Source organism: Microbispora sp. H10949 (genome assembly GCF_014161435.1).
In the GTDB taxonomy this organism is placed as follows: Bacteria; Actinomycetota; Actinomycetes; order Streptosporangiales; family Streptosporangiaceae; genus Microbispora; species Microbispora triticiradicis.
In genome coordinates, this window is the sequence record NZ_JABBWZ010000025.1 from 1 (window position 1) to 15,085 (window position 15,085).

At 72.9% G+C, this 15,085-nt stretch carries 9 protein-coding genes and 1 pseudogene; 2 read left to right on the forward strand and 8 right to left on the reverse strand.

Annotated elements, in window-relative coordinates:
• The coding region (locus HHX40_RS35295) for a type I polyketide synthase (RefSeq protein ID WP_220499972.1) at positions 1-1,863 on the reverse strand (1,863 nt) is incomplete at its 3' end.
• Between the two features lie 319 nt (positions 1,864-2,182).
• Here HHX40_RS35295 and HHX40_RS35300 point away from each other — a divergent pair.
• Positions 2,183-3,361: an aromatic ring-hydroxylating oxygenase subunit alpha gene (locus tag HHX40_RS35300; RefSeq protein WP_182884024.1), complete on the forward strand. Its 1,179-nt coding sequence runs from the start codon at positions 2,183-2,185 to the stop codon at positions 3,359-3,361.
• 167 nt (positions 3,362-3,528) lie between these two features.
• Here HHX40_RS35300 and tnpA read toward each other — a convergent pair whose 3' ends face one another.
• Positions 3,529-3,927, reverse strand: coding sequence for an IS200/IS605 family transposase (tnpA, locus tag HHX40_RS35305; protein ID WP_182884030.1), 399 nt, complete (start codon positions 3,925-3,927; stop codon positions 3,529-3,531).
• A gap of 41 nt (positions 3,928-3,968) precedes the next feature.
• On the opposite strand from tnpA, the pseudogene HHX40_RS35310 reads away from it, so the two are divergent.
• A pseudogene (locus HHX40_RS35310) lies at positions 3,969-5,164 on the forward strand (RNA-guided endonuclease InsQ/TnpB family protein).
• 44 nt (positions 5,165-5,208) lie between these two features.
• Here HHX40_RS35310 and HHX40_RS35315 read toward each other — a convergent pair.
• From HHX40_RS35315 to HHX40_RS35340, 6 genes are all read right to left on the reverse strand, one after another.
• A complete protein-coding gene (locus HHX40_RS35315) occupies positions 5,209-6,711 on the reverse strand; it encodes an ArnT family glycosyltransferase (protein ID WP_220499974.1) in 1,503 nt (500 codons plus the stop codon).
• A gap of 20 nt (positions 6,712-6,731) precedes the next feature.
• Entirely contained in the window at positions 6,732-7,523 is a 792-nt protein-coding gene (locus HHX40_RS35320) for a thioesterase II family protein (RefSeq protein WP_182884025.1), read from the reverse strand.
• 110 nt (positions 7,524-7,633) lie between these two features.
• Positions 7,634-8,896 carry a cysteine desulfurase-like protein gene (locus HHX40_RS35325; RefSeq protein WP_182884026.1) on the reverse strand — a complete coding sequence of 421 codons (1,263 nt, stop codon included), beginning with the start codon at positions 8,894-8,896 and terminating at the stop codon, positions 7,634-7,636.
• A 127-nt stretch (positions 8,897-9,023) separates the two neighbouring features.
• On the reverse strand, positions 9,024-10,271 hold the full coding sequence (locus HHX40_RS35330; RefSeq protein ID WP_182884027.1) for a glycosyltransferase: 1,248 nt from the start codon (positions 10,269-10,271) through the stop codon (positions 9,024-9,026).
• A gap of 37 nt (positions 10,272-10,308) precedes the next feature.
• Positions 10,309-11,580 carry an activator-dependent family glycosyltransferase gene (locus HHX40_RS35335; protein WP_182884028.1) on the reverse strand — a complete coding sequence of 424 codons (1,272 nt, stop codon included), beginning with the start codon at positions 11,578-11,580 and terminating at the stop codon, positions 10,309-10,311.
• A 371-nt stretch (positions 11,581-11,951) separates the two neighbouring features.
• On the reverse strand, positions 11,952-15,038 hold the full coding sequence (locus HHX40_RS35340; RefSeq protein ID WP_182884029.1) for a type I polyketide synthase: 3,087 nt from the start codon (positions 15,036-15,038) through the stop codon (positions 11,952-11,954).
• Between the last annotated feature and the right edge of the window lie 47 nt (positions 15,039-15,085).

Here is a 15,085-nt window from a genome sequence, read left to right on the forward strand (position 1 = left end):
GAAATCCACCAACGGCTCGAACGCCGCCACACACTCCTCCACCCGCGCCGAAAACACCGGCGACTCCGCCAGCAGACCCGCCGCCATCCCCGCCCACTGCTGCCCCTGACCCGGGAACACGAAGACCGGGCCCGGGTTCGTCGTCGTCGCGGAGCCCTCCACGAGGGTGTCCGCGGGCTCCCCGGCGGCCAGCGCCTCCAGGCCCGTACGCAGGTCCTTCCGGCCGGAGCCGACGACGACGGCACGATGCCTCAGGGTGGCGCGCCCGGCGGCGAGGGACAGGCCGACGTCGGCGTCGGCGACCTCCGGCTCCGCGTCGAGGCGCGCGAGCAGTCCCGCCGCCATGGCGCGCAGCGCCGGGCGCGACTTGGCCGACAACGGCCACGCGACGGCCGGCAGGTCCGCGGGCCGACGCACACCGGGCTCTTCGTCACCGGGCTCTTCGTCACCGGCGTCCCCCGCGGTCTCGGCCGGCGCCTGCTCGATCAGCGCGTGCGCGTTGGTGCCGCTGATGCTGAAGGACGAGACTCCGGCCCGGCGCGGCCCGCCCGTCGACGGCCACGGCGTCGTCTCGGTCAGCAACCTGACGTCGCCCGCGGACCAGTCGACGTGCGGGGTGGGCTCGTCGATCCCGATGCTCGGCGGCATGACGCCGTTGCGCATGGCCATGACCGTCTTGATCACCCCGGCGATGCCCGCGGCGGCCTGGGTGTGGCCGATGTTCGACTTCACCGAGCCCAGATACAGCGGACGTTCCCGGTTCCGGCCGTACGTGGCCAGCAGCGCCTGGGCCTCGATGGGGTCGCCGAGACGGGTGCCCGTCCCGTGCGCCTCCACCATGTCCACGTCCGACGGCGCCAGCCCGGCGGCGGTCAGCGCCTGCCGGATCACCTGCTGCTGGGCGGCTCCGTTCGGCGCGGTCAGGCCGTTGGACGCGCCGTCCTGGTTCACCGCGCTGCCGCGTACCACGGCCAGGACCTCGTGACCGGCGCGGCGGGCGTCCGACAGCCGCTCCAGGACGAGCATCCCCACGCCTTCGGCGAAGGAGGTCCCGTCCGCGGCGGCGGCGAACGCCTTGCAGCGGCCGTCCGCGGCGAGCCCGCCCTGGCGGGTGAACTCGACCAGCAGCGCGGGCGTCGACATCACCGCGACGCCCCCGGCCAGCGCCACCGAGATCTCGCCCCGGCGCAGCGCGTGACACGCGTCGTGCAGGGCGACCAGCCCGGACGAGCACGCCGTGTCGATCGTGACCGCGGGACCCCGCAGGTTGAACGTGTACGCGATCCGCCCCGACGCGATGGCGTTCGTGTTGCCGTTGACGAGGAACCCGCCGAGTCCGGGCGTCCCCCGGCTCGACGTGGCCATCGGGATCGCGTAGTCGCCGGCCATCATGCCGACGTAGACGCCGGTGGCGCTGCCGCCCAGCGACTCGGGCGGGATGCCCGCCCGTTCGAGCGCCTCCCAGACGATCTCCAGCAGCAGGCGGTGCTGCGGGTCCATCGCGACCGCCTCGCGCGGCGAGATCTCGAAGAACTCGGCGTCGAAGCAGGCGGCGTCATGGAGGAAGGCGCCGTGCCGCGAAGCGCACCGCGACGCCGGGTCCTCGCTGTCGGGGCCGAGCGCGGCGAGGTTCCAGCCGCGGTCCTCGGGGAACCCGGTGACGCCGCTGTCCCCGTTCTCGACCAGCCGCCAGAGGTCCTCGGGCGAGCGGACGTCACCGGGGAACCGGCAGGCCATGCCCACGATCGCGATCGGCTCCGCGTGGCTCCCCTCCGCCTCCGCGAGACGCTCCCTGGTCTCCAGCAGTTCCGCTGTCACGCGCTTGAGGTAGCCGCGCAGTCTCTCCTCGTTTTCGGCGCCCACGGACAACTCTCCCCTCGTCCCCCCGCGCGCAGATCTCGGATCGCGCCGGAGCCCCGCCCCGTCTGTCGGCTCACGACGGAATCACGCTGCCTGCGCATCCTCTGGCTGCGCCGGGGACAGGGTCCAGGCAGAATTAGCGGCGAAACCTGTTACACATTGCGGATCGGCAGAAAGCGCCGGATAACGGGCTCTGGCCGGTCACTTCGGATAGTCGCCATCGGTTCTGCCTGGACCCCGCCCGCGCGAGTGCGCATGATCCGGTCGCATCCCCGGTGAATCCGACGCCGGGCATCGTGCTCAGACCGACGGAGGTCCGACTGTGGTCTTCAAACCCACCCGCGGCGATCTGCCCGCCCGCTTCGGCCCGGGGATCCCGAACGTGCCGCCGATCGGGCCGTCGACGCTCGACGCCGACGTCTACCGGGACCCCGAGCGCTTCGAGCAGGAACGGCTCCGGGTCCTCAACCGGAGCTGGCAGATCATCTGCCGTTCCAGCGAGATCCCCGGTCCCGGTGACCACCACGTGTGGGAGGGCCACGGGGAGAGCATCGTCGTCACCCGGCGCAAGGACGGCGGGCTGGCCGGCTTCCACAACGTCTGCCAGCATCGCGGCACCCGGATCGTGGTCGAGAACGGCGTCGGGGCACGCCGGTTCACCTGCCGCTGGCACAACTGGGCCTACGACGTCGAGGGCAGGGTGATCGGCGTTCCGGACCGGCCCGACTTCGACCGCGCCACCCTGGACGGCCTGTGCTCTCCCGCCGTCGAACTCGACGAATGGGGCGGATGGGTGTGGGCGGTCCTGGCCGGGCCGGGCGTGGCGGGGCCGCTGCTCGACTGGATCGGCCCGGAGCTCGCCGGCGACCTCGGGGCCTTCCGCATGGAGGACATGAAGCTCGTCGAGAAGGTCGAATGGGAGGTCGACGTCAACTGGAAGGTCGTCATCGACGCCTTCAGCGAGTTCTACCACGCGCAGGCGCTGCACCAGATCCCCGCCGCCGACGTGAAGGACGCCCGGCAGGCGACGATGGACGTCTTCGGGCGCAACGGCATGATGGTCGTGCCGTTGATGGGCGTGCTGGAGGAGCTACGCCGGACGCTCGACCACACCTCCCTCGCGATCTGCAACTACAACCTGTTCCCCAGCGCGGTCTTCAACTGCCACAACGTGCACACCCAGCTGTTCCGCTCGGTGCCGCTCGGCGTGAACAGGACCCGCTTCGAGGCGTGGGAACTGCAGTACGACACGGACGACGAGGACTACCAGGACCTCGCGGAGATGCTCTGGGAGGGCATCAAGGCCGTGGTGCAGCAGGACGTCGACGAATGGGTCAACGTCGCGGCCGTCGCCCGGTCGTCGGCGTACCGGCAGAACATCTTCAACGAACGCGAGTGCCTGATCACCCACTTCCACCGGGTCTGCGATGACATGCTCGCCGGGGGCGACGGGCTGGGTCTCGAACCCGAGCGGACGATGGCGCGGCCGCCCCGATCGTGAGCGGACCCGCGTGACGGCCGGCCCGGCGCGGGTGCCGCCGGACCGGCCGGACTACCGGATTGGTCCGCAGTGCTTCGGCCTTCAGGCCGGGGGTGGAGCGGACTTGCTTGCGTAGCCGGGCAGGAAAAGCCGATCCGCGGCCAAGGCGGATCGGCGTCCAGGAGGGCTCAGACGGGGCGGTTCTGCTGCTCAATGTACTGGTGCAGGACGCTGATCGGTGCGCCGTCCACGCTTCCCGCGAAGTAGGAGCCCGACCACAGCTTGTTCGCTCGGTAGTAGTGGCGGGCCAGTTCGGGGAACTCCTGTCGCATCCGGCGGGAGGAGACGCCCTTGAGGCTGTTGACGAGCCGGAACAGGGCGATCTTGGGCGGGAAGTCCACCAGCAGGTGTACGTGGTTGGCCTCGCCGTTGAACTCGGCCAGTTCGGTCTCGAAGTCGGCGCAGACGTCCCGCATGATCTGCTCCATGCGTTCCAGGTGTGCCCCGGTGAATACCCGATGCCGGAACTTGGTCACGAAAACCAAGTGGGCCCGCGGGACGAAAACGCAATTTCTTCCGGTTCTGATGTCTCAATATTCGATCACAGGCCGATTGGTATGGTCACGGTGTGCAGCTCAGGTACAACTTCCGCCTCTATCCGACGCCGGGCCAGCGTCATGCTCTGGCCCGTGCGTTCGGGTGTGCGCGGGTGGTGTTCAACGACGGGCTGCGCACGGCAGGACGCTCGGGAACAAGGCGTGCCGTACATCTCGGACGGGGAGTTGTCCAAGCGGGTCATCACGCAGGCGAAGAAGACCCCCGATCGTGCCTGGCTGGGCGAGGTGTCCGCCGTGGTGTTACAGCAGGCGCTGGCGGACCTGAACAAGGCGTACTGGAACTTCTTCGACTCGGTCACCGGAAAGCGGAAGGGCCCGAAGATCGCCCCGCCCCGCTTCCGGTCACGCAAGGACAACCGGCAGGCGATCCGCTTCACGAAGAACGCCCGGTTCTCCCTCACCCCTGGCGGGAAGCTGCGCCTGCCGAAGATCGGTGACATTCCAGTCCGCTGGTCACGGGACCTGCCCACCGAACCGTCCAGCGTGACGGTGGTCAAGGACGCGGCCGACAGGTACTTCGGCCTCGTTCGTCATCGAGACCGGCAAGGCCCCGCTTCCGGAGACGGCCGCCGAAGTGGGGATCGACCTCGGGCTGTCCCACTTCGCCGTCACCTCTGACGGCCGGAAGGTGGACAACCCGCGTTTCCTCCGCCGCGCCGAGCGGCGCCTGCGCAAGGCACAGCAGGAGCTCTCCCTTAAGGAGAAAGGTTCAGCGAACTGCCAGAAGGCCAGGGCCAAGGCCGCCACGGCACATGCCAGGGTGGCCGATGCGCGCCGTGACTGGGCACACAAGCTCTCCACCCAGATCATCCGTGATAACCAAGCGGTGTACGTGGAGAACCTCTTCGTGTCCGGCCTCGGGCGCACCCGCCTTGCCAAGTCCGTTCACGATGCGGGCTGGTCGCAGTTCGTCGCAATGCTGGAGTACAAGGCGGCGCGGTACGGCCGCCACTTCGCCAAGATCGACCGATGGTTCCCCTCCTCCAAGCTCTGCTCTGGCTGCGGGACCGTCGCCGAATCGATGCCGCTTGCGATCCGGTCGTGGACCTGCCCGTGCGGGGCGGTCCACGACCGGGACATCAATGCGGCGATCAACATCCTGGCCGCCGGACGGGCGGACAGGCTAAATGCCTGTGGAGCGCGGGTAAGACCGGGGCCTGCCCCGGCACAGCGCGAGGAAGCAGGAAGCTTCAGAGGTGCCGCATGAAGCGGCACGGGCTAAATCCCCGGCCTTCAAGGCCGGGGAGCGCGTCAAAGCACGCGGAGCCGCCCCCAGAGGGCGGACCACCGCTCCCGCTGCTCCTCGCACAGCCAGATCGGGGCGCCCTGGAACGTGTTCCTCACGTTCAGGCCGTTGTCGACGGCCGCGACGCGGCGGACCCGGGTGAAGGAGTCGCGCAGACGGGCCGGCGGGTCGCCGACGTACAGCGTGACCGTGGCGTCGTCGGGGGGCGGGCCGAAGTACCAGAAACCCCGGTGCGGGCTGTAGCCGTGCGGCAGCCCGCGCGCGGGGCCGTAACGCTCGATCGCGCTCGCGCTCCAGTAGTGGCCGGTGACGACCACGGTGCGCCTCCGGACCTCCGGCGGCAATGCCCGGTACGCCCCGGCCACCGCGTCGGCGAGCTCCGGCCAGCCGACGCTCTCGGCGTTGACGAGGTTCTCCGCGCCGTCCTGCCCGACGAGGGTCTCCACCGGCCGCACCGGCAGCACCGCGAGCACCATGGCCGCCGACAGCACGGCCAGGGGCCACGCCACCCATACCGGCCACCGGCCGCGTACGCGGTCGAGACCCACCGCGCCGGCGGCCCACATTGCCGGGAACAGCCCCGTCACGTAGTAGCCGGCGCCGAAGGTGAGGACGAACACCAGAACCAGCCCGGCCAGGGCCCACCCGAGGAAGCGATACTCGGGCGTCCGGAGCGCGCGCCACAGTCCGTACACGAGCAGCGGCGTGCCGAGGACGCCCGCCGAGCCCAGCAACAGCAGGAAGAACCCCGCCGGGCTGTGCTCCCCGGCCAGCACGGCGCCCAGCTCCAGCTGGGGCCAGCCGTTGCGGGCCTGCCACAGCACGGCCGGGACGCAGGACAGCGCCGCCACCGCCATGCCGGCGAGGAACCACCGGCGCCGCAGCAGCTCGCGCGGCCCGGCGGCCGCGATCGCCACACCCGCGACCAGCCAGAAGAACACGATCGTGTACTTGCCCTGCAGCGCGAGCCCGGTGACCAGTCCCGACCACAGCAGCAGCCGGTCGTCGCGCAGCCGGACCCACCGGACCAGCAGCCAGGTGACGACGATCCACAGGAACGTGTCCACGGGCGTGGTGGCGAGCACGTGCCCGCCCGCGCCCAGCACCGGCGACCCGGCGACGGCGACGGCGGTCAGCAGCTGCGCCCGCCGGGTGCCGCCCATCTCACGGGCGATCGCCGCGGCGAACAGCACCCCGCCCACGGCGCACACCAGGGCGGGCAGCCGCATCACCGCCAACGACCCCGGAGCGACGAGGTCCATCACCCGCGCGAGCAGCGGCAGCAAGGGGGGCTGGTCGGCGAATCCCCAGTCGAGGTGGTGACCCGCGGCCCAGAAGTACAGCTCGTCTCCGAAGTAGCCGTACCGCCCGCCGGTCAGCGCGAGCGCCAGGCCGAGCGCGCCCGCGACGGCGAGCACCGGCCAGGAGCCGGCGACGCCCGCGGCGGCCCGTCGCGGGGCGCGTACGCCGGCGGGCTCGTCCACGGCGGCCCCCGCCCCCGCTCCCACGCCGGCTCCCACCCCCGCGCTCACCGAGACTGGTCCGGGCGGGCCCGGCCGAGCTGCCCGGCGATGACGTCGGCGACGGCCGTCCAGTGCTCCTTCAGGTAGAAGTGCCCGCCCGGGAACACGTGCATCCGGAACTCGCCGGAGGTGTGGTCGCGCCACGCGTCGACCTCGTCCGCGCTCGCCTTCGGATCGTCGTCGCCGGTCAGCGCGATCGTGGGGCAGCCGAGCCTCGGCCCGGGCCGGTACCGGTAGGTCTCGACCGCCCGGTAGTCGCTCCGCAGCGCCGGCAGGATCATCTCGACCACCTCCGGGTCGTCCAGGACCCGCGCGTCCGTGCCGCTCAGCCGCTTCATCTCGGCGACGAGAGCGCTGTCACCGCCCAGGTGCACGATCTCGTCGTCGTGGCGGTCCCGCGAGGGGGCCCGCCTGCCCGACACGAACAGCGCCGCGGGGTCGAGGCCGCGCCGCCGCTTCATCCGGGTCGCCACCTCGAAGGCGATCATCGCGCCCATGCTGTGCCCGAAGAGCGCGACCGGCCCGCCCATGAGGGGTTCCAGCGCGTTGAAGGCCTCGTCGGCGAGCTCGTCGATGGTGGACAGGCAGCGCTCGCGCAGCCGGTCCTGCCGTCCGGGGTACTGCAACGCCAGCACCCGGTGGCTGGACCGCAGCAGGCCCGACAGCGTGGAGAAGTAGCTCGCCGATCCGCCCGCGTGCGGGAAGCAGACGAGGGTGGCGGACCCCGCGGGTCCGTGCGTCCCGGGTCCGTCGTGGTAGCGGCGGATCCACACGTCGTCGAGGAGTGTCTCGGTCAAGGGTGCTTCCGATCGTCGAGGGAGATCGTCGCGGGGAACCGCGCGAACGAGGTCAGGGGTCACTCGGGGAGTCACTCAATGAGTCACTCGGTGAGCACTCAGGGGGTCGTTCAGGGGGTCACGAACAGCCGGTCCCGCCCCAGCGCGGGAGGGACGTGGTCGCCCACGTACGCCGCCAGACCGGCGAGGAGGCGGTCGATGTCGTCGTCGTCGTTGTACGGGGCGAGCCCGACGCGCACCCCGCCCCGGTCGCCCAGGCCCAGCCGCCGGGACGCCTCGGCGGCGTAGAAGGTGCCGGACTCGGTGTCGATGCCGAGGGCCGCGAGGTGGTGGGAGACGTCCCGGGGGTCGTGCCCCGCCACGCTCAGCAGCAGGGTGGGCGTCCGGCTGGCGGCCCGGGAGTGCACCGTGACCTGGGGCAGCTCGGCGAGCCCCCGCTCCAGCCGGAGCCGGAGCGCGTCCTCGTGCGCCTCGATCGCGCCCAGCGCGGCCACGAGGCGCTCCCGGCGGGTGCCCGCCCGCACGGGGCTCAGCCCGGCCAGGAAGTCCACCGCCGCCCGGACCCCCGCGAGCACCTCGTACGGCAGGATGCCGAGCTCGAAGCGTTCCGGGACGACGTCGGTCGAGGCAGGCAGTTTGTCGGGGCTCAGGGTGCGCAGCAGCTCCGGCCGCGCGGCCAGCACCCCGAGGTGCGGCCCGAAGAACTTGTACGCGGAGCAGGCGACGAAGTCGGCGCCGAAGCTGTCGAAGTCGACGCTGACGTGCGCGCTGTAGTGGGCGGCGTCGACGTAGCACAACGCGCCCGCCTCGTGCGCCAGCCGGGTGATCTCCCGGACCGGCGGCCTGGTGCCGATCAGGTTCGAGGCGGCGGTCACGGCGACGAGGCGGGTCCGGTCCGACAGGACCCGCCGGACGTGGTCCGCCGTCAGCTCGCCGGTCTCCGGGTCGAAGTCGGCCCACCGGACGGTCGCCCCGGCCTGGGCCGCCGCCAGCACCCACGGCTGGACGTTGGACTCGTGGTCGAGCCGGGTCACCACCACCTCGTCGCCGGGAGCCCAGGTCTTGGCCAGCGTCCGGGAGAACTCGTGGGCGAGCTGGGTGGCGTTCCGCCCGAACACGATCCCGCCCGGGTCCGCGCCGAAGAAGTCGGCGAGCGCCTGCCGCGCCTGGACGACGATGGCGTCCGCGTTGCGCCCGCCGGTGGTGTTGCTGCTCCGGTTGGCGAGCGGGCTGGACATCGCCTCCACGATCGCGTCGATCACCGCCCGCGGCACCTGCGGGCCGCCGGGGCCGTCGAAATGGGCCGAGCCCGCCCCGAGCGCGGGAAACTCGGCCCGTAAGGCGGCGACGTCGTACGGATGGAAGACGGTCACGTGTGCCCCCAGATCGAAACAGACAGCGGAGAAAGATTCCGCCTGGCGGGATCATTCACCCCCGCACTCCGCGGAACCAGGCAGAAACGGCGGAGAAGCTGCCGGCGCACCGGCCACCTCGCAGGTCTCACGTCCGGTCGTCGGCCGCGGCGCGGCCGGCCAGCCGGTCGAGCGCCGCGAGGACCCTCCCGGCGCCGTCCTCGGCGGCGATCCGCCCGCTCAGCGCTTCGGCCGCCGCCCGGTACCCGGGCCGGGACACCGCCGCGGAGATCGCCGCGGTGAGGCGGTCGACGCTGAGCTTCCGGTACGGAACCGGCGCGGGACCGGCGCCCAGCGCCTCGATTCGGCCGCCCCAGAACGGCTGGGAGCCGAGGATGGGGATGGTCACGGTGGGCACGCCGGCGCGGAGCCCGGCGGCGGTCGTCCCGGCCCCCGCGTGGTGGACCACCGCGGCCATCCTCGGGAACAGCCACTCGTGCGGCGTCTCGCCGATCGTGACGACATCGTCGGAGTGGCCGGTCAGCCCGGCCCACCCGGCCTGGAGCACGCCGCGCCGCCCGGTGCGCCGCAGCGCCTCGCCGACGATCCCGGCGATCTTCTCGGCCTCCTGCCCGGACATGCTCCGGCTGCCGAAGCCGACGAAGACCGGGGGCGGCCCCGCGGCGAGGAAGTCCGCGAGATCCGCGGGCGGCCGCCAGCCGGGCGCGACCGCCGGCCAGAGGTAGCCGGACATCTCCATCGTCTCCGGCCAGTCCGCCGGCCGGGGCAGCGCGGCCGGGCTGATCCCGTGCAGCACCGGCGTCCGCGCGATCTGCCGGGCGATCTCCCGCCGGCTCAGCGCGGGCAGTCCCAGCCCCGCGCGCAACTGGTTCGTCGCGCCGTCCAGCAGCAGCGAGAAGACGCCGTTCATCAGGTGATGGGCGGTGCGGTTGCCCCACGGCCCCAGCGAACGACTGATCGGCAGGTAGGTCGGCGGATACTCCGCGGTGGGATAGAGCGGGTCGAGGAACACGCCGGCGCAGGGGATGCCGAGGCTCTCGGCGACCTGAAGCCCCGGCATCGCGGGCAGCGACAGCAGCAGGACGTCCGGCCGGTGCGACCGGGCGGCGTCGAGGATGACCCGGCCGCGGTCGAGCACCGACTCCCGCATGCTCCGGATCGCCTGCCTGCCGTCCTCGGCCTGGGTCCACCCGCCGGCCGCCGCCGGGTCGCCGGAGACCTCCCGGAACTCGGCGCCGGTGGCGCGGACCATGCCGGCGAACCTGGCATAGGCCGCGACGGCGACCTCGTGCCCGCCCTCCCCCAGCCGGGCCGCGAGCCCTGTGTACGGCGCGACGTCGCCCATCGTGCCCAGCGCGACGATCAGTACTCGCATGGGGATCCTCCCGGCTGCCGGCGGCCGTCGTACGCGGTCACGCGTCGAACTCCTGGTGCCGCGCGGTGAGCTTCTCCAGGGTGGGCACCACGTCGGCCGGGCTCGGGTCACTCGCCATCTCGGCCTGGAGCCGCTCGGCGCCGTCGGTGAACCGCTCCTCCGCCAGCAGCCGCTCCAGCCCGCCGCGCAGCGCGGCCGGAGTCAGCTCGTCCTGCGGGACCATCAGTCCGGCGCCGATCTCGGCGGTCCGCCGCGCCCGGTAGAAGTTGTCCCAGACCGAGGGGAAGACGAACTGCGGCACGCCGTACGCGGCCGCCGTGGACCAGGTCCCCGCGCCGCCGTGATGGGCGATGGCCGAGCAGGTGGGCAGCAGCGCGTGCAGCGGGACGAAGTCCACCGCGCGGACGTTGTCCGGCAGCGTCGCCGCCCGTTCGCGCTGTTCGGCGTTCAGGGTCGCGACGACCTCGACGTCCAGGTCGCCGAGCGCGTCGAACAGGCCCGCGAGGGAGCCGACGAGGTAGTCCGCGCCGTCCCTGGCGGTCAGCCCGACGGTCACGCACACGCGCGGGCGCTCCGGCGGCCGGCGCAGCCAGCCGGGCAGCACCGAGGTGCCGTTGTACGGGACGTAGCGCATGGGCACCGTGGGCTCGCCGAGCGGCAGCCGGATGCTGACCGGCATCTGGTCGATCGTCCAGTGCCCGCGGACCACGGTCTCATCGAAGGTCAGACCATGGCGGTCGAGCACCTCGCCGAGCCAGTCGGCCAGGGGGTCGCGGTGCGGCCCGCCCGGCCGGGCGGCCAGATGGCCCAGGAACGCCACCCGCTGGTCGAGGAACAGGTCCGCACCCCAGAGCAGCCGGGCGTGCGCCGCCCCCGCCGCCCTGGCGGCGATCGCCCCCGCGAACGTGAACGGCTCCCAGATCACCAGGTCCGGCCGCCAGTATCGGGCGAAGCGCACCAGGTCGTCGATCATGGCGTCACCGTTGACGTGCGCGAAGAACGCCTTCGGCAGCATGTCGTGGAGCGCGCCGACGAACTCCGCGGAGTGCACCTCGGGACGGGCGGGGTCGAGGTCGACGGCGTTCCACGGCGTGCCGGCGTCGTCGACCTCGACACCCGACATCGCCCCGCCCATCTCCCGGTCGTCGCCGACCGGTACGGCGGTCAGCCCGGCCGCGGTGATCGTACGGGTGAGGGCGGGCTGGCTCGCCACCCGCACCTCGTGCCCGGCGGCCCGCAAAGCCCAGGCCAGCGGGACGGAACCGAGATAATGGGCGTCCAGGGCGAACGATGTGAACAGAACACGCAAAACGATCAGTCTCCTCCGGATTCATGACGTCGTCGGATGCACCTGGTAGGCGGTGCCAAGCCTGGGAGCGGGCCTTGGTGACAGGCCCAGTGAGGTGTCCGCGAACTTGGCCGGGGCGGTCACCGCGCCTGCCTTGTCGGTAACCGCGCTGACTTGGTCGGTCACTGCGCCGGCTTGGTCGGTCACCGGGCTGGCTTAGTCGGTCACTGCGCCGGCCTGGTCCATCACTGCGCTTCGCCGGCCTGGTCGGTCACTGCGCCGGAAGGAACCTCCGGTCCTCGCGAAGCCCGCTTCGCTGGGCGCAACGCTTGCGGTCCTCGGTCCCTTCCGCTCCGCTCCCTCCACCCCGGTGAACGTTGGCGGACAGCGCACTAGGAGGCCGCGCCGATCGCCCGGTCGATCAGCGCGAACATCTCGTCGTCTGTGGCGTCGTCCACGGCCGCCGAGCCGACCGCGGAGGCGCCGGTCGCGCCCGCGGCGTGCCTGGCGGTCAGGGCCTTCAGCCGGGCGACGAGCGCCGCCCGCTCCGCGTCCGTCACGGCCGGCGAGCCGAGAGCCTCGTCCAGGTCGTCGAGCCGGGCCAGCAGCGCCTCGGCCGCGCCGGGCCCGTCGGGGTCCGGTTCGTCCGTCAGTAGCTGTGGCCGCAGGTAGGCGACGAGATCCGCCGGCGTGGGGTGGTCGAACACCAGCGTCGCGGGCAGCCGCAGCCCGGTCGTCTCGGCAAGCCGGTTGCGCAGGTCCACCGCGAGCAGCGAGTCGAACCCGAGGTTCTTGAACGACTGGGCGGGATCCACGGCGGTGCCCGGCTCGTACCCCAGCACCGTCGCCACGTGCCCGAGGACCAGGTCGGTGAGCGTCCGATGCCGCCGCGCCGCGGGCATGGCCGCCAATCGGTCCGCCAGCGACTCCACCGCCACGGGCGCGGCCGCCGCCGTCCGCCTCCGGGTCATGCCGCGCAGCAGCGAGGACGACACCTCGCCGAGATCGAGGCGGATCGGCACCAGGACGGCGTCGTCACGGGCGACGGCCGCGTCGAACAACGCCAGGCCCAGCTCGGCGGACATCGGCAGGACCCCGCTGCGGGCCATCCGGCCCCGCCCGCCGGCCTCGCCCGCGCGGCCCGCCATCCCGCCGGCCTCCGCCCAGACGCCCCAGGCCAGCGACGTCGCGGGCAGTCCTTCGGCCCGCCGCCGGACCGCGAGCGCGTCGAGGAAGGCGTTGGCCGCGGCGTAGTTGCCCTGGCCCGGCCCGCCGAACGTGCCCGCCGCCGAGGAGAACAGGATGAACGCGGACAGGTCGGCGTCACGCGTCAGCTCGTGCAGGTTCACCGCGGCGTCCACCTTGGCCGCGAACACCGTGTCGATCCGCTCCGGCGTGAGAGATTCGATCACCCCGTCGTCGACCACCCCCGCGGCGTGGATCACCGCGGTCAGCGGGTGGTCGAGCCCCGCGAGGACCCTTTCCAGCTCCCCGCGGTCGGAGGCGTCGCAGGCGGCGAACGTCACCGACGCGCCCGCCTCGGCGAGGCCGGCGGCGAGTTCGTCGGCCCCGGGCGCGGCGGAGCCACGGCGGGACAGGAGCAGCAGGTGCCGCGCGCCGTGCGCGGCGACCAGATGCCGGGCCACCACCGGGCCCAGGCCGCCGCTGCCGCCGACGATCAGCACCGTGCCCTCGGGGTCAAGCGGGCGCGACGGCGCGGCGGGCGCCTCCCGCACCCGGGTCAGCCGCAGGGCGTACGGCCTGCCGTTCCGTACGGCCAGCTGCGGTTCCCCCGTCGCCACCGCCGCGGCCACTGCCGTCGTGCAGTCGTCCCGGCCACGATCATGGTCCGTGTCGCGGTCGACGTCGACGAGCACGAAGCGGCCGGGGTGCTCGGCCTGCGCCGCCCTGACCAGTCCCCACACCGCCGCCTGTCCCGGGTCGCCCTCCGCGCCCCGGGTGACGACGACCAGTTTCGCGTCCGCGAACCGTTCCTCCGCCAGCCACCGCTGTGCCAGGGCCAGGACGCGGCGCGTGTTCAGGCGGGCGGCCGACGCCGCGTCGCCGTCCCCGTCAGCGGCCGGGTCCGAGTCTCGGTCAGCCGCCTCTGCACCGGCCGCCTCTCCAGCGGCGGCGCTCAGATCGATGGCGACCGCGGCGGGCACCTGCTCGGGCACGTCGTCGAGGTCGTCGGCGAAGAGGATCCCGGCGGCGGGCGGCGCGTCCACGGGCACCCACTCCGGGCGGAAGAGGCAGTCCGCGCCGGGGGCGCGCGTCCCGGGCAGCCGGTCGGCCGAGAACGGCCTGGCCACGACGGATCCCACCGAGGCGACCGGCACGCCTCGCGCGTCGCAGATGTCGAGCGAGCACGCCTCCTCGCCCCGCTGCACGATGCGGACGCGCAGATCCGTGGCGCCCGACCGGTGGAGTGCGACGTCCGTCCAGGAGAACGGCAGCCGCGGCGCCGGCGCGCCGTCCCCGTCACGGCCGACGAACATCGCGTGCAGCGCCGCGTCGAACAGGGCCGGGTGCAGGCCGTACCCATCGGCTATGTCGAAAGCGGCCGCACCGGAGGCGGCGTCCTGTGCCAGGCTCACCTCCGCGTAGGTCTCGTCCCCCTGCCTCCACACCCGGCGCAGCCCCTGGAAGGCGGGGCCGTAGTGGAATCCGCTGTCGCCGAGACGGTCGTACAGGCCGTCGACGTCGAGCTCGGGGGCGGGCGGCGGCCAGCGCGTGAGCGAGACGGCCTCGCCTCCGGGCCGGGACGCGAGGAAGCCCACGGCGTGCGTCGTCCAGCCGGCGTCGTCGGGCTCGTCCTCGCCGAGGGAGTACACGGCGATCCCGCGTCGTCCCGCGTCGTCCGGCGGGTCGACGACAACCTGCAGCCGCACTCCGCCGTCGGGCGGGAGGGCCAGGGGCGACTGCAGCGTGAGCTCTTCGAGCAGGTCGCAGCCGGTCTGCCGGCCCGCGTGCAGGGCGAGCTCGACGAGCGCCGTCCCGGGCAGGAGGGGGACGTCGTGCACCGCGTGGTCGGCCGGCCAGGCATGCGTGCCGAGGGAGAGCTTCGCCGTGAACAGGAAGCCGCCGGAGGCCGGCAGCGGCGCCGCGGCGTCGAGCAGCGGGTGGCCGGGCTCGGACAGGCCGAGCCCCGCGGCGTCCCGCTCCCGCCGCGCGGGGGCGTCGAGCCAGAACCGGCGCCGCTGGAACGCGTACGTGGGCAGATCGATCGTCTTCCCCTCGCGGCCGAGAAGGGCGGTCCAGTCGACGGTGGCGCCGTGGGTGTAGGCCTCGGCCGCCGAGGTCACAAACCGGGCGAAGCCGCCGTCGCCCCGCCGGATCGAGCCGACCACCCCCGCCTCGACACCCGCCTCCTCGACAACCCCCCGCAACCCCAACCCGAGCACCGGATGCGCCCCACACTCCACGAACAACCGGTAACCATCACCCAGCAACGACCCCACCGCACCCGCGAAATCCACCGGCCGCCGCAAATTCTCAAACCAATACCCCCCACCCAACTCCTCCC